Origin of the sequence: Photobacterium obscurum (assembly GCF_026191635.1) — a bacterium.
In the GTDB taxonomy this organism is placed as follows: Bacteria; Pseudomonadota; Gammaproteobacteria; order Enterobacterales; family Vibrionaceae; genus Photobacterium; species Photobacterium obscurum.
The window spans coordinates 1-16,996 of record NZ_JAKRRW010000004.1 but is presented as its reverse complement, the minus strand read 5'-3'; the positions used below and the strand labels follow the sequence as shown (position 1 = coordinate 16,996).

Here is a 16,996-nt window from a genome sequence, read left to right as displayed (position 1 = left end):
TTCTCCTTTTAATGGCAAATAGTATTGGTGATCCCCATAACCATATGGTTAGGCTGGGACAAACCGGTTTCTATCCGCGTCAGGCGCTCGGCCTTACGGATATCGTAAACAAACAGAGACGTTGATTTGTCCTGAGTGGCAAACAGGGTCTTGGAATCGGAAACCACGACGACTTCATTGAGTGGCGTAGACAACGAAATGGTGGCCTCCGGAGTGTTTTCCTTGATATCAAATACAGTCAGAGCCTGATTGGATGCAACGATACCTATGGTTTCAAGCCATCCCGAACGCAGCGACTGCGGCTTTTTACCGACCGTTATCGATCGTTCAACCTCACCGCTCCAGGCATTGACTACCGCCCCCTGACCGTTTTCCGAAGCCAGAATGATGTGCTCACTGTCTGAGCTGACATAAGGGCGATACGGCGTTGATGGCAAATCGATAACGGCAAAATCCTGATTGATGAACAGATCACGTATATAGACGGAATTGCTATCATACTGGGCCACCATTCCTAAACGAGAATCAGGTGAGAGCGTGATCTCGGAAACCTTACCACGGCCAAGCTGAACCAGCGTACGCTGTTTGTCATGAAGGCGATATATCAGCGTCTTGCCACTTTGCTGCTCGGTGATATAGAGGTTATAGCCACCGTTATCATAGTTAAGGCTGAACGGGCTTTGGATATCCGTGATCTCATCGAAAAGTTGCTTCTGCAGCGGCTTAACGAACACAAGCTTGTCTTTTCCGCCAATGGCCAGCTGCGCCCCATCGGAGTGAAAGACGATCTGATCTGGCACAAACTCCAGTGCCATTTCGCCGTGGGTCTTTTCTGCCAAATCATAGATAAATAGCTTGGCTGTTTTGCCATCGATATATACCAGCAGATCCTGAATATCGGATACCGCCATTTCAGTAGGTATCGCTTGCAGCTTAAGCATATCCACCTTCTGATTATTGAAGGTATCAATCACTGCAACCGTGGTGGAAGCCGTGTCAGACACAAAAGCCCAACGGGCGCCATCCACATACCTGTCGGAAGCCATGCATTGGACTGAAACTAGCAGGCAGAACAAGAATAAGTATTTTCTCATAGTCAACTGCCTCCGAGTTGTTAGCTCGGAGGCCACCTCTATTATGGGGTACGAATGCAGCGGTTATAGAACTGGTTGTCTTTTTGCATCCCGTAGCCCGAGCCAATCTGATAGCCCATTGCCCAGCCTTCGTTATCGCCGGTATGGCGCAGATCCAGCATTTCCGGTGTCTGATCTTTCTTTCGCTTCGATAGCGGGCGAATAAACAACGTTGGTCCTGCGACATCAGAGGTACTAGTCCAGAAGAAATATTTCACCGGTGTATTGGGGAAGAACTCCTCATCAATTGCTGGAGAGGTCTTGTTGTAATTCACAATAGAAACCATCTCCTTGATGTTCGGCAGGCGCCAGTCATCGTAACCGGCATAATCAAGGTTTTCGCAATACTTAATCGACTCCTCCCAGTTACGACGCTGGTAATCGATATTCTGCTGCCACATCCGGTTGGTGATTTTTTCGGTGACAGTGCCATTGCCATTATCGACATATCGCATGTTGTGGTACGCCGCGCCGTTATCAGCACGCACACAGCGCACTAGCTTGGTCGAGGCTGTATGCTGGCCCATAATGTGGGCGTCCGGAAAACCGATATGCCAAACATGATCAGGGTGATCGCTGATCGGGAAAGTCCAGATCCCCGAGGCTAGACGAGGCATGTTCGAGAAGATATCTGTATTCAGGGCCGGACGGAATTCTCCCATATCGGCAATACTCTGTAGCTCCTTCATCAAGGGGAAACGCCAGTCCTTATAGCCATCCAGCTCCAGGCTGTCACAATATTGCTGGCCCTCGACGGCAGTCATCCAAATCCGTGAACTTTCACGCTCCCACATCAGCTTGGTATTGTTATCAACAACCACCTTGCCGGATTCACTGATGGTGTAGCTTGGCGGGTTACGGGGGTAATCGCTATCTTCACCGAAGGTGTCGGTAAAGTTCTGGTTCTGGCCGGTGTCCGGCAAAACAAAGCCTTCAACGGGCGGCATCCCGATTCCAGTGATAAACTCCCGGCGCTCTACTGGTGTATATGCCTTACCAGAGACATAGGCGATAATATCTTTGTAATCTTCCTCACTGAGCATCTTGGCAAAAGGCATCATGATCGGAGCATTGCGATTAGCCCGCTTGCCATCCCGGTACGAGGTCAGCTGCTCAAAAAGGTAGGCCGGCATCTGGCCTTTCAGCGGCGGATATTTGGGATTGGTACTGGCCCCCTGTTCGCCATGACAGAATTTGCAGGCACCGTCATATTTGGTCTTGCCACGGGCATACGCTTCACTTTTCATCACCTCAGGATCAGGGTTCCAGCTCATCGTACGTTCACCCAGTACAATAGCAGTTGACGCCATATCCCGAACTGGGTTGGCATAGACAATTTCCTTCATTTGCGAGGAAATACCAGCATGGCGCTCATTGTCCATATCAACCCACTGATTGAGGAAATATTGCGCATCAAAGCCTTCCAGTTTCGGGCTTAATGTTTCGGGAACCTCTTCCTTAGCAGGACGGTGGCAGCCCAAGTAACAACCGTAGATAATCCGGTTGGCAGAGGCTTTGTCCTTGGCAGTCAGATCTTCGATCTTGCGATTAATCGTATAATCTTCATAACCATTGTTGATATCTTCGGCAGCCATCAGGTGTTGCGAAAAAGCGGCAGAAACCAGCGTCGCGACGAGGATATCTAGGCGTTTAATTATCATTTTGTACCTCCGGAAAGCTGGGCGATGTCCTGCAGCTTAGTTTCCCGCTTCAAACGCATATTGCGCTTAAGATCTGGATGGGCAATATCGTAGTGACAGGAAGAACACTGAAAGTCAGGATCGGTGTCCTTTCTGGCAAAAACAAAGCTATGAGTCTGATCGGAAACAGGCGAAAGCTCGGTCGCGACCATGGCGCGCTGTTCAAGCGCCTTGTGGCAACTTTCACAGCCGGAATCAAAAACATAGTCAGTACGGGTGTCATGCAGGGCCTGATAGTCAAGCTCCTCCATCCCAAGTACATATTCCCCCCACATATGACGCATGCCCGAGGTGCCTTTTACATAGAGTTCCTCGACAATGTTCGATTCGGGAAGATGACAATCGACACATTCAGCGACGAACCCCTGCGAATTATTACCGCCGTGGACACTGAGCTTGAAGGTTTCAGCCATGGGTTTCATGGTATGACAGGAGGCACAAAATTCATTACTGCTCAAAGCATGCATCACCTCAGTCGCCGGCAGGGCACTGAGTAACCCCACCCCAAGCCCCACAGCCAGCAAGAAGAGAGCAACGCGCCGGCGAACCGAGCCTAACTGCGCTAAAAACGATTTCATAGTGAGCCCTCTCTATCCTTGGCCGGCATTGATTTCAGCACTGGTTTTTACAACGGCCTGACAGGTCAGATCTTCGGTATAGGTCATCCAGAGTTTTACGGGATACGTTTCACCTGCCTTAGGACGGACTTTGAGGCCCTTCAGCATCAGGTGCAGGCCTCCGGGTTTTAGCTGGGTCTTGCCCTCTTTCAATTTCAGAGCGGGGATCCGAACCATTTTCATCGTGCCATCAACCATCTGGGTTTTATGGATCTCGACATTTGCGGAAATATTATCGATCGAAGCGCCGACAACGGATTCCGGTGACGGCAGACGAAGTTTCTTTATCGACTCACTATCGGAGTAATCAATGGTCAGATAGGCCGCTGTCATATTCATACCCGGGGCCGGCTCACGAATAACACAGTCAGATACGGTAATTTCTGCCTGGGCACTGAACGCGCACAAGGAGGCAAAAAGTAGCATTGTCTTACGCATATAAAAATCCTTAAAAGCTCACTGTTAAACCAAGGTTTAGGTTGTCGTTTTGGGTGTTTTCGGCGTAGTCCGCCGCTTCGAGATAAACAGAAAGGTTGGGATCATATTGGTAGGTGACGCTAGCCAGAATCAGGCTTTCGTCTTCGTTATCAACACTGCTATCCCAGATTTTGGTCTGGTAGCCCAGCCTGAAGGCCAGCTTATTCAGTGCATAGCTGCCCGATACTGCATACACCGAGCTATCACCGGCAGGATCATCATCGTTATATTCGACCATCCCCCCAAGATAGACATTGTCCAAGCGATAGCTGGAAGCCAGAGCCCAGCGGGTATAACCTGTCGGAATGAATTTCTCGTCCATCTCGGCACGGTTCAGCACCAGGCTGAAATTTTCGGTGTTATAGAGGGCTCGAAGACCAAATACATCAACGTCAGCACCATTTTCTTCATCAGGGGTGATCGCCGCAATTTTGAAAGAAAGGTTGCCGAATGTCGGTGTGGTATAAGCAAGTTGGTTCGTCCCGTAATATTTTTGACGGAACAATGTCGAGTTGCCACCAGCCCGCTTCATATTATTAGATGCGAATATATCGACCTTTTTGTACAAATCATTCCAAGTGCCAACCACACCATTTCCAAAATAGATAATGCCGTAATCCTTGGTCAGTAATAGCAGGTTAGCTTCACTTAAAATAATTTCATCAGACTCTTCTGGATCAGGGTTGGTTTGAGAATATTCTGCCTCAACTTTATACCGGGTATTTACAAATCCAATTTGATGAAAACCGAATACCCCAACTGATGCATAATCAATTTCATTCGCATAATCTTTGCTTTCTTCTAAACGAATTTGTCCCTGTACAGTTCCATACAGGGTCGGGGAAATATCTCCCGCCCAACTAACTGCAGGTACTAATAATGCTGCCAATAAATATTTTGAATTATTTTTTTTCATTTCTGCTCTTCTATTGTATAACGCTATTGTCTTCTTCGAGTTATTGGTAATATTTTATTCAATTAGCTATGAGGTCAGGAATGTACGGTTTTGAATAGCAGCGATTCATTACTTGCATAATGAGATCTACATCAATAGTTTTGTTAGCGCAGTGTGTGCGAATTGTTTTTATGGTGTTTCAGGTGGGATTATGGATATTGAATCATTACGAATGTTTACTGTCGTCGCAGAGCACCTAAGCTTTATTTCTGCATCACAGAGCCTAGGAGTTGCACAACCGACACTAAGCCGGAAGATCAGGGCGCTAGAAGATGAACTCAAAGTCAAACTTTTCCACCGGGGAGGACGTTCGCTGAGCCTGACCCCTCATGGAAAAAAGATATTAAAAACAAGTAAAAACATAATATTAGAACTGAATGAGACACTAGAAAGCCTTGATGGCAGTGTCAATAAAATCCAAGGCAGCATTAAGCTCGGTCTCCTTCACCCAATGGCCAGGTGGCTAAGCCAGTCATTCATCGCAGACTTTATTAATGACTACCCCAATATCCAACTGGAGCTGATGACATTAACACCCAAAATGCTGACAGAAATGGCAGATTGCGATCTGATGATATCGCCTTTTCTGCCAGAAGATCAGTCACTAATCGCAGTCAAAGTGTATCCATTTATTATGCGCTGTTATGCATCACCAGCTTATATTGAAAAGCACGGCAGCCCAACATCGATACAAGATCTTTCCTTCCATAATTGCATTGTTAACGTAAATTGCCCAGGCAAGGAAAAAAAGTGGGAGCTACAGAACAGCTCGGGAGAAATAACAAACATTCAGGTTTCAGGCTCCGTCACCACCGACTCGGTGGATGTTGCCATTAACCTGGCAGAACAAGGTATTGGCATTGCTCTGCTGCCACAAAGCCAGGTCACGCATTTAATGGCAATGGGAAAGCTTATTAATGTCTTCGGCGATGATATTTATAAACAGCTGGATATGTATATTGTTTATCGTTCACGGGAGCATATGACAAAACGATTCAGAACTTTCATTGATGAATATAAGAGCTTTGTAACCACAAATGAAGGTTAACTACATCATCGGTAACCGAAGGTAAACCACAGCGCTATTCTAAGAATAAGTCTTGGTAATAATAAACCCAGAAACTTGACGAATTGTTTAACCAAAGTAATTTAAACTCGTATTAACTGACTGGCTATAATTCTCTTAAAGAGTTAGATAGATTGGGTAATAACAGGGCTTTGTGTCAATAAGTCGCGGACGTTAACGAGATATTGCAATGAAAAGAGGTACCAGATATTGAAAAAGCTAACAACAATATCTGGTATCTATGCTAATTAAAAACTCCCAGAGACCGAAAGGTAGACCTGATCCTTACCCTCTTCGTCGTCGAAACCATAGGCATAACCAAGGGTAACCGGCAGGGTAAGATTATAACCGAGCTTCGCTTCAAGCGTCATTTGCACACCGGCACCTGTCAGCTGCTTGATGTCATCACCAGAATCCCAAGCGGCTCCCGAGTCGACAAACACAGAACCAGACAGATCGCCCAGACCAACAGGATAGAGTGACCAGTTACGCTCAAAACGAGTCAGCCAGGTTTTAAGCTCCAGTCGCTGTGTCGCATAACGATGACCACGCTGCGCCGACTCGTCGTAACCACGCAGTGCTTGGATGTCGCGGCCAAATAAACGGGACTCTTCAATTAAGTCATTGCCCCCCAGACGGAAACTTTTCGCTTCATCATCCGCATAACCGCCGCCAAGTCTTGCTGTCAGCGTCATTCTGCCCGGTAAATCCCAAGTCCCCTTCCACTGAGCCTGATACTTCTGCCCTTCAAAGTCACTATTGAACAACTCGTTAGTCTCAGCCACAACATCAAGATAGTGGCCCCAGCCAATGCCAGGCACGTTCAGGTAGGCTTCACGGTTATCGTACGTTAATGCCAAACCAGCTAGGGTTTCGTTACTTTCCTTATAGGCGATCATGCGAGCAAAATCAGGCTGTGAAACCAGGCTTTCCTTATCCAGAATACCGCCGGCATGAAGACTAAGCTGATCCTCGAACGCCGTTAAAATATGACTGCGCTGTACCAGCATATAGTCATCACGGGTGATGCGGTAACCGCTGTCATTGTCGAACGTCAGCTTGTCGAAGCTATGGCTACTGTTCAGAGTAAAAAGCCAGCGATTATCATAGCTATATACGGCGTTAAAGTCGGCCAACTCGTTGTCGACGTCCCATGTAGCCGTCAATTGATAACTATGGCGCCCCAATGCATCTGAACCGAAGGTCAATGCACCGAGCTGGGTTCTCACATCATCAGCAAAAATTAACGGCAGCCAGTTATGAGGCCGCAACGTTGACCAAGGGCTATACGGCTCAGGTTCATTTTTTTCGGCCGTCAAATCAACAGCAGGCGGGTAATTATAACGACCTTGCAGATCTTCAATAGACTGAGTTGATAAAACTTCAGGCTCCGCCAGATAGCGTAGTTGGTAACCTTGACTTTCATATGCCTGATAGACCAGCCCCGCATCGGGTTGCCAAACAGGTTGAAATGCCCCGCCCGTTTCCCGCGTCCATTGCTCTACCTGATTACGGTGCTCATCAAACACGTAGATATTAAACACCCCGTCATAGTCGGCACTATAGGTAATTCGACCATCAGGCAAATATGTAGGGCTGCTTTCTGAGGCTTTGGTATCGGTTAGTGCAGTCCACGAGTGAGTGATCAGATCCAGCTTTTCCAGATTCCACCCCTGCCGAGGGCGCTTCACTGCCGCGACTAGATCTTTTCCGGTAGGCGAAATATCAAAATTCCCAAGTACCGTCTCGAGATCACCACGCCAAATCCTTACAGATTCTCCCGAAGGCTCTGCATCAAGCAGCCACAACTCGCTCACACCTGCCACCTTTCGGCTCGCAATCAACTGGTTGCCATCAGGCATCCAACGGACGGTACGAAAACGCTGGCGCTCGGTCAGCTGCTGCCAGCCCCCATCGCGGAACACAAACAGATCGTTATAGCTTCTGCCATCGGCATAGTGAACTATGCGTGATACGGCCAGGCCAGACTGCGGATGAGAGGCCATCGCAGTTATGTTCTTGCTCGCTGTTACGCTCTGCCATTCAGCTTGTTCTGGGCTTAGTATTAATATTTCAGGACGGTCGTCGCCATTGTTGCGATTAACCAGCAAGCCTTGCTCACTAGCACTCACCACCTGCAAAAATGGAGTGAGTTGTAAGTCCTTGCCTGTCACCGACTGTTGTTGCAACTGAGCAAGTTGTGGTGAAAACTCCGTCTCGAGATAAGATTGGAAGTCCTGCCACAAGGTATCGAAATCTTTACCAAAGGTTTGGCGGGCAGTACGGTGAATCAAGAAGTAAGGAATGATCCGGCGACTATAGCTCTGCAAAAACTGCTGAACCTTTTCTTCGCCATAAGTTAATGTCAGGTACTCAATAAAATACGCACCGTAAAGGTACTTATAGCCCAGAGGCCACTCACGATCGGCCACCGCAACCTGATCAAGATCTTTTAACTCGCCAGTTGCGACCTCCATGCGCATTTTCATTGCATATTGACTGCTTTGAAGCCGGCCATATCCCAATTCTTTGTTGGTCTCGAGATATACTGCCAACCCCTCAAGCAATAAAGAAGGAGTTAAAGCATGCGGGAAAAAAAAACCTTGGCGGCCAAAGATATGTTGAAGAGCCTTTGGAACTCCCGTTGAAAGCTCCATATGCATGATATGAGCATATTCATGGCGGATCAGCATGTGCAGCCAGTCATCGCTGGTAGCAAGGTCACCGCCATCTTCAGGTGGGCTCATAAACAAACGTATCTGGGCAAATGGCAGTGGTGTCGCCCAACCATTTGAAAAGTCGAAATCATCAACCAGCACCATTTCAGTCCGCTCTTCTGGTGCCGACTGAAAATAAGGCTTCATCTCACGATGTACTCGCTCCGCAATATCCAGAGCTTTAGCAGCACTTTGTTGGTGCCCATCGACAAAATGAACAGAAAAATGTTCTGATTGCTGGCTTAACCACACTTTGCCTTCGGCGTCCCAGGCAACAGGCGTTGCGCTCACCGTCGTTGCCGATAACAGGCCAATGCCAACAAGCATACCTGTTAACGTCTGTTTAAATGTCTTCCCTGCCATGCTTTTGTCCTAAATTAACGCGATCACTACCATCTATCTGCCGAAAACAAGTATCCCTTACTTCTGACAGTAATAATTTTCCTTGGCAAAGACGGAGTATCACCAAGTTTCTTACGCAATGTGACAATCTTATTGTCGATGGTGCGATCGATGCCATCATACTCAATGCCTCGAATCGCTTTGACCAAAAACTCACGAGACAGCACTTCGTCCGCTTTAGACGCCAGTAGCCACAGTAAATCGAACTCGCTGGCAGTCAACAAAACGGACTGTTCAGCCAACACACAACTTTTACGTTTCTTATCGAGCTTCAAATTGCCACAAGTTAATTGTTCGCAATGGAGTTGCATGTTCTTTTGGTTGCTCGACTGATTGTCATCACTCTCAACGGGTTGGCGGCGGGTGAGCATTCTGATCCGCGCCAACAAAACCCTAAGCGAAATCGGCTTTTGAATAAAATCGTCGGCACCGAGCTCTAAAGCCGCAACATGCTCGATATCATCGTCACACGCGGTTAAAAACAAGATTTTACTAGAAACAAATGGCCTAATCTGTCGACATAAGCCCAATCCATCACTTCCAAGCTTGTTCAGCCCAATAATAACTAACTCAGGGTCGGTTGCAGTTATCAATTCTGCAGCCGATGATTGTTCCGTAATCAGTACCTCGTATCCATGCTGTGTCAGGTAACTTTCATGCTGAGCTCGAAGGCTTAGGTCATCTTCCACTAATACTATTTTCATAATTCACTGATCTTACATAGAATATCAATCGAACAACGTACATTACCGCGCGTATGTTACTTGATTTTTTTTGCTTGTAAATCAAGATTGATTAAAAAAACGATATGGTTCTTGCAGAAATTATTGAAAGAAATGGATGAAAAATAGAATAATGCGTCGTTATTTCGGGAAAAAGCAGGAAATAGCCCTCAAGATCGTCAAAATTATGACGCCTACTGTGTGATGTGTTCCGTAATTTACATATAAAAAAGTTTAACTAAGCCCTTCTGATTTGTATAAAAAACAGCCGAATCAAACTTAAAGGCATAACGAAAAAAACACGATGAGTGACATAGCTCCTTTTTAGCTCAGCCAACCTACTACCACATCTTATAACACCCACAACCTGAGGCTATTGATCTGTCAGTTTAGCTTCAGAACCATAACTGCATTTGCACGCTGTTGAGGTCGGCTTATCGATGATAACTTATTCGATCGCAAGGCCCCTCCCCTGAATTCAACGAATAAAAAAGCCCCAGCCAGCATTTCTGCTAAGGCTTAGTTTGTAGTGGCGGAGCGGCTGGGACTCAACGCGCACGGCCAGTGCCGAGACCTAGAGAGCGAAGGGCTCTGGTCGCGATTCAAAGACAAAAAAGGCCCAGTCTTTCGACTGAGCCTTCGTTGTAGTGGCGGAGCGGACGGACTTGATGGTCCGGCATTCCGGCGGGGACGCCTAGTTCCGCGAAAAAGTGCGCAGCACTTTCGGGAGCGTTAAAAATGAAAAAGCCTGATGCTTTCGCATCAGGCTTAAATCATTGGCGGAGCGGACGGGACTCGAACCCGCGACCCCCGGCGTGACAGGCCGGTATTCTAACCAACTGAACTACCGCTCCAATTCTTTGTGAAGCTCAATACTAAATCAAACTTCTAGAATATGGCGGAGAGATAGGGATTTGAACCCTAGATACGCTACAAACGTATGCCGGTTTTCAAGACCGGTGCTTTCAACCACTCAGCCATCTCTCCGTAAGTGCGGCGAATAATACGGGGCTATCCGAAACTTGTAAAGCTGTTTTTTCGCTCTTTCAAACAACCGGTTAAAGGTTGAACAAAAACAACTTCTCTGCGCTGAAGTTAGCCTCTATAAGACTAGTTTTCCCCTTCGTAAAAGCGGTATTTCAACTTCAGGGCAAAACTATCGACATTATTAGCATCGATAAAATACCGAGTCGCCCCCAGTCCTATCACCCAATTTCTATTAATGTCATAGCCGAGCTCAACCCCTAGGTAAGGGTCAATGCCATCATCATCGGATTTGATTGTATTTCCTTGATAGGTACTCTCAAAATCCGCCTCCCAGTTCATCCCACCTATATTTACGGCCACATTGAAGGCATCTATCTGCCAGATCGAATAGCCAATATCAAGCCCCACACCACTGACCAGAACAGGAGTAACTCGGGTAACACTCTGATGATACTCCTCCGCAGAAGCCGTACTATTACGAAGCGTAGCACTACCTTTCCCCTGATCAATATAGCGTACCGTCAGCTTCCAATCCGGACTAAACTCATAACCGAGACCTAGCGTCCAGTAGAAGTCGGAATCATCAAAATCCGTTACAGCATCAGCCTTCACTTCTGAACTTTCATGGGCATTACTAATACCTAAATCTGACTCAATAAACCAGTCGGCCTGGCTATGAAAACTCAGAAAAAACAACACCCCCAGCCAGCGTTTTCGGTTGTAACGACGGACAAAGCCCAACAGTGCCAGTAACATGACGATACCTCCTCCTAAGCCTCCACCGGCCTCGTTTTCAATCACAACAGAGCGCTTCAAGCTGATCTGTACTTTGATCACGGCCGTTGCTTCCAACCCGTTCAGGTCACGAATGCGATAGCTTATTGTATCAATGCCTTCAAAGCCCTCTTTAGGCACATAGGTTAGCGTTTGATCTGTATTGATGCTCACCTGGCCGCTCTGAGCCTCTGCAGCAACAACTGTCAGGCTGTCACCGTCCGGATCACTGTCGTTGCCCAGCACATTAATAACCAGGACGGTTTGATCATCTGTGGCAGCCTGATCATCCACGGCTACCGGTGACAAGCTATTCACTACATTTATAGTGACCTTCGCAAAACCGGTACCACCACTATTATCCGTAATGCTGTAACTGACAGTTGCAACACCATAAAATGTATCCTCCGCAGTATAATTCAGCTGATTGTTTTCTATGACAACGGCACCGAAATCCGCAGTTGCGTTAGCGATGTCGATTACATCACCATCAGCATCGCTGTCATTGGCAAGAACATCGATCATTGCACTGCTATTTCGGCTTAATGTGACAGTATCATTCTGGGCAACTGGCAAGGTGTTCTCACTGGCTCTCGCAGCAACACCGCTAGGATCAATAACGCTACCGTTAGCAATTCCGTCATCATCGTTCGGGCCACCATCCTGTATCGTCACTTGCACACACCAATGGCCTTCTGTCAGACCAATGTTCCAGCTACTATCGCCAGGGGGAGGACAATACCCCGCCTCACCTTGAGTTGAAGAGAGTGAGTTATGTGCATCAACCACAAAATCAACCCAACCCATTTCTTGTCTGAATTTTCGATATACAGCATTCGCTGGGATAGGGAGGCGTTGAGGGAAAACAACCTGATAACTCTGCCCTATCTGAGGCAAACCATAAGCAACAAAATCAAAGATGCCGCCGATATTATTCGCCTCAGAATCATCCCCAAGCTTGGCCGAAATCTCACTTTCAAGCAGCTGGGCGCCGCCAGTTGCATTGCCCGCCAGGGTTACCCCTTTGCGCAAGCAAACCCCAGGGTCTCCTTCAACAAGGTAACGTCCTGATTCAATGGCTTGCTCCTGTATGACATTACACTCACTGATGGCATCCTGATAATCTGGAATACCATCATTGTCGGCGTCCGAGAATCCTTCCTGATTATCAGGGATCAAGTCACCATCGGTATCTTCACTGCCCAATACAGCGAGCTGCTCAATCACCTCAATGTAGATATCCGTCGATACCGACAGCGGCTCACTTGCATTATCTGTTACCACCAACTTGAGAAGGTAGATACCAGGACTAAGCTGAGCTGGCGAGAATACAAACTGCTCAGGATCCGAACTCGTGTCCACCAGCAGAGAGCCCTCATTCGTCCATTGGTAATCATGGCTATCGCCTGTATTAGCATCGGTCACCTGAGCTATGACAGTAACAAGCTCGTCACTACTCTCAATAAGCTGTCGCTGCTCTGATTGCTGGACGACAGATATCGCCACCTTCGGTGCGACATTTTGTTCATTGATTGTCAGTGTATACTCTGTTTTACTTCCCAGATTGACGTCCTGGCCTAAGGTAATAATCAGAGTTTCCTTCCCCTCCACATCCAGGTCTTCAAATATGCTGAACTGGATCTTGCCGGCCATACCGCTATTGATCACCACATTACCACTCAGTAAGTCATGGTCGCTTTGGTCACTGGTACCAGATACGGTATAGGGAATAACGACAGGGTAATTAGGCGGCTTACCATTGAGGAATACCTTCACATTATGCGAAGTCCCCTCCGTCGTTTCGCTGTCTTTAGCAATTGTCACCAGTGGGTGAACTGTCACTTTCTGGCTTGCTTCTGCTATATTCCCCTGAGAGTCTTCGGCGCGCCAGTACGCGATGTTATTACCCGGTTTAAAGAAAGTCTGGTTATCAACCAATGAAACCGGTAAAGCATTGCCGTTGCTGTCACGAGCTGTTGCAACACCAAGATCAACCTTGGTAAACAGCGCCGTAGCATTAAGCTCCACATCTTCCGGAGGCGTGATCTTAGGTGGCTGCAAAGCATCACTTTCTATCGTCAACCGAACCTGACCGGTATCACTCCCACCGTTGCCATCTGTGATGCTATAACCCAGTGTTAACGTTCCGCTTTCCTGGGCGGTAAACAGCACTGTACCGTTTTGAATAGCGGCAGCTCCCCACTCGGCGCTGACCCACTCAAGCTGCAAACCATCATTGTCGACATCAGTATCATTGCTCAGTACATCCAGCAAGTAACTGCCGCTGCTATTTGCCGTCACCACAAAACTGTCGTCCACAGCGACCGGAATATCATTGACCGAAGTAACGGTAATCGCCACCGAGTAGGTGGTCGATACTGACTGATCATCCGTTACCTGATAGCTAAATTCATCATCCCCAAAATAGTTCGTTTGCGGTGTATAACGCCAGCCCAACCCATTACTTTCCAGAGAACCGTGCATCGGAGAAGCCGTCACAAGAAGTCCAAGCGTATCACCATCAATATCCAGCAGATTTGGTGCAAGCATGACACTATTATCTTCAGCAACACTGACGGTCAATGATTCACCAACAGGAGTATCATTTACGTTAGTAACTGTAATGCTAAATGCTGACAGAGAGACACTTTCTTCACCATCAGTAACAGTGATAACAATGCCACTCGACAAACCAACATCACTGTTAGTCGGAGTACCAGTAAGCATACCGGTCTTAGTATCAAAACTTGCCCAATCAGGCTTATTGGCAATATTAAAGGTCAAAGTGTCATCATCAACATCTGCCGCTATTGGCGTAAATGAATAGCGGCTATCTTCATCGACTTGTGTCGACGGCGTACCATCGATCGTCGGAGCATCATTCACATTGGTGACGGTTATTGCAAAAGCGGGAAGGGACACAGTCTCGTCTCCGTCGCTCACACTAATCACAATGTTAGAATAAGTGCCCACATCATCGTTACCGGGACTGCCACTCAAGGTACCCGCGAAGGAATCGAACTCAGCCCAATCCGGAAGGTTGTTAATGCTGAATGTAAAATTGTCACCATCGATATCACTAGCTTGAGGGATAAAGCTGTAGCTATCCCCCTGAGCTACTTCCGTTGCCGGAGTTCCTGACAGCATCGGCGCATCATTAACCGCCTCAACTTCAATAGTCACTGACGCGATGTTGGATACGCCTCCTTCATTATCACTGATAGTGTAAGTGAAACTGTCAGTGCCATGGCTATTTTCATCCGGCGTATAAGTAAGTGTGCCGTCACCATTGTCACGCAACGTACCGCTAGCCGGAGCGCTACCGATAGTCAATGTCGTGGTATCCAAGCTGCCATCTACATCGCTATCGTTAACAATAACATCAATGGTAATCGCGCTATCTTCAGACGTACTAGCACTATCATTGTTAGCTAGCGGCACATCATTCACCGATTGCACAGTGATCGTAACAGTCGCCGTATTCGATACCTGACCCAGCTCATCGCTAACCTGATAGGTAAAGCTATCCTCACCATAAAAGTTTCCAACCGGCGTAAACAAAATCGCCCCGCTTTCGGTAACATTGACGTCACCTTGATCCGGTTGACTGGTAACAGTGACACTACCGCTATTCAGCTGGCCATCAACATCGTCATCATTACCCAAGACATTGATTGAATGGGTGCTGTCTTCGAGTAATGTTGCAATGTCATCATTCGCCACAGGTGCATCATTGACGCTATTAACGGTCAAACTCACAGTAGCTGCTTCTGAAACCGCTCCCTCGTTATCTTTCACCACATAAGTAAAGCTATCCGGCCCATAGAAATTGGCCCTTGGCGTATAGTTCACCACACCGAGCTCAGATACACCTACAGCACCACTGTTCGGCTGACGGATTACCGCAACGGTTGCAACATCCACAGTACCGTCAATATCACTGTCATTAACTAACACTGAAATCTCAACTGCAGTATCTTCATCGGTAACAGCTTCATCAGAAACTGTCATTGGTGCATCATTAACTCCCGCGATATTGACCCTTACTTCAGCGACATTGGATAGCAGCCCGCTGCTATCTCGTACGGTATAAGTAAAGACATCGCTACCCATGTAGTTCTCATCCGGTTTGTAGCGTATCTGCCCCTCTTCAATGGTTACACTACCGTGACTAGGCTGACCCACTATAGCCAAGGTATTACTGTCTGCACTATCACCCTCATCAGGATCCGTATCATTGGCGAGAATATCGATAAGCACAGACCGCTCTTCGTCTGTTGACGCCACATCAGCAACAGAAACAGGAGAGTCATCAACAGCTGTTACAGTAACCGTAACCTTAGCCACTTCTGACTGACCACCATACACATCGTCCACCTGATAGTAGAAACTGTCAGTGCCTGCAAAGTTCTCGTTTGGAGAATAGGTCACCACACCTGTTCCCGTATTTACACTGGTGCTGCCAAAAGCTGGCTGAGTCGTGACGGTAACACTGGCAAGGTTTATTTCACTGTCGCTATCGCTGTCATTATCCAGCACAACAATTGCAACACTATTATCTTCTGCTACCGTTGCCGTATCCCCTGTAACCTGAGGTGCATTATTACCGATAGTAAAGTTATAGCTGGTTGAATCATCAATACCGACGAAGGTATTGCCACCTTTGTCAGACAAGGCATCAGAAGAGATATGGACGTAATAGCTATGAGTTGGGGTAAATGTAGCAAGAGGCACGATAGACAACTTCGCACCATCAATAACAACCTGCTCGCTACTCAGATCTATCGCTTCAAGTAAGCTATCATCAGCAGCATCATAGATACTGATACTACCTGCTCTGGCACTGAGGCTTTCATTAAAGACCAACGCCAGCGAAGCATTATGCTGAACATTTCCGGCATCATCATCCGGAGTCATCTGCTGAATATAAGGACGGGAACCATCAAATTCCAAACTATAACGTTCGGCAGCCAGGTTACTATTTCCAACGCTATCAGTAACACTTCCGGCAGCCACATCAAGTGACACAATTCCATCACTATTCGGCGTTACGGTAACCTGATATTGCCCATCAATTTTGTCCACCAGAACACTCAAACTAGCATTAACGACGGTTATCTTATCTAGGCTAAAGCCCGTAACAGGCTCACCAAAGTTAATCTCGGCAACAAAGTCAGCATTAGTTATTGCGTTCGCATTACTTGAAATAACCGGCTGAGGCGATTTACCATCATAACTAACCGTAACCTGGCTTGCGGCCATGCTTTCATTACCAACCATATCGGTAAAGGCACCTCTTGCCACATCCACTGTTACCGTTCCGTCATCGGATGGCGTTAATGTCGCACTGTAACTAGCCTCCGAACCGGTAAAATCACTTAATACACCATTTTCAATAGTTATATCGTCAGCAACAAAGTCATTGCTTACCTCACTCAGGGTGAAG

9 protein-coding genes and 2 tRNA genes are annotated in these 16,996 nt (G+C 47.2%); 1 reads left to right on the top strand and 10 read right to left on the bottom strand.

Translation table 11 applies throughout. The features are described 5' to 3' along the window. Nucleotides 1-8: 8 nt before the first annotated feature. Genes MD588_RS06145 through MD588_RS06125 form a run of 5 tightly spaced genes read right to left on the bottom strand, consistent with a single transcriptional unit; the run spans nucleotide 9 to nucleotide 4,843 of the window. Nucleotides 9-1,094: a YncE family protein gene (locus MD588_RS06145; protein ID WP_265696127.1), complete on the bottom strand. Its 1,086-nt coding sequence runs from the start codon at nucleotides 1,092-1,094 to the stop codon at nucleotides 9-11. A gap of 41 nt (nucleotides 1,095-1,135) precedes the next feature. Next, nucleotides 1,136-2,794 carry an Lcl domain-containing protein gene (locus tag MD588_RS06140; RefSeq protein WP_265696125.1) on the bottom strand — a complete coding sequence of 553 codons (1,659 nt, stop codon included), beginning with the start codon at nucleotides 2,792-2,794 and terminating at the stop codon, nucleotides 1,136-1,138. Continuing rightward, nucleotides 2,791-3,411 carry a cytochrome c3 family protein gene (locus tag MD588_RS06135; protein WP_265696124.1) on the bottom strand — a complete coding sequence of 207 codons (621 nt, stop codon included), beginning with the start codon at nucleotides 3,409-3,411 and terminating at the stop codon, nucleotides 2,791-2,793. The genes MD588_RS06140 and MD588_RS06135 overlap by 4 nt, the downstream gene beginning before the upstream one ends. Nucleotides 3,412-3,423: 12 nt before the next feature. Next, complete coding sequence (locus tag MD588_RS06130; protein WP_265696123.1) at nucleotides 3,424-3,888, bottom strand: copper chaperone PCu(A)C; 465 nt, start codon at nucleotides 3,886-3,888, stop codon at nucleotides 3,424-3,426. A gap of 10 nt (nucleotides 3,889-3,898) precedes the next feature. Further along, complete coding sequence (locus MD588_RS06125; protein WP_265696122.1) at nucleotides 3,899-4,843, bottom strand: porin; 945 nt, start codon at nucleotides 4,841-4,843, stop codon at nucleotides 3,899-3,901. A gap of 190 nt (nucleotides 4,844-5,033) precedes the next feature. Here MD588_RS06125 and MD588_RS06120 point away from each other — a divergent pair, with 190 nt between their 5' ends. Next, nucleotides 5,034-5,930: a LysR family transcriptional regulator gene (locus MD588_RS06120; RefSeq protein ID WP_265696121.1), complete on the top strand. Its 897-nt coding sequence runs from the start codon at nucleotides 5,034-5,036 to the stop codon at nucleotides 5,928-5,930. Between the two features lie 266 nt (nucleotides 5,931-6,196). Here MD588_RS06120 and MD588_RS06115 read toward each other — a convergent pair whose 3' ends face one another. The 5 genes from MD588_RS06115 to MD588_RS06095 all read right to left on the bottom strand — a co-directional run. Beyond that, a complete protein-coding gene (locus MD588_RS06115) occupies nucleotides 6,197-9,028 on the bottom strand; it encodes a hypothetical protein (protein WP_265696119.1) in 2,832 nt (943 codons plus the stop codon). Nucleotides 9,029-9,054: 26 nt separating this feature from the next. Next, a complete protein-coding gene (locus tag MD588_RS06110; protein WP_265696118.1) occupies nucleotides 9,055-9,771 on the bottom strand; it encodes a response regulator transcription factor in 717 nt (238 codons plus the stop codon). 795 nt (nucleotides 9,772-10,566) lie between these two features. Further along, a tRNA-Asp gene (locus MD588_RS06105) sits at nucleotides 10,567-10,643 on the bottom strand. 42 nt (nucleotides 10,644-10,685) lie between these two features. After that, nucleotides 10,686-10,776 (bottom strand) — tRNA-Ser (locus MD588_RS06100). Nucleotides 10,777-10,899: 123 nt separating this feature from the next. Next, nucleotides 10,900-16,996: tandem-95 repeat protein (locus MD588_RS06095; protein WP_265696117.1), on the bottom strand; the 6,097-nt coding region annotated here is incomplete at its 5' end.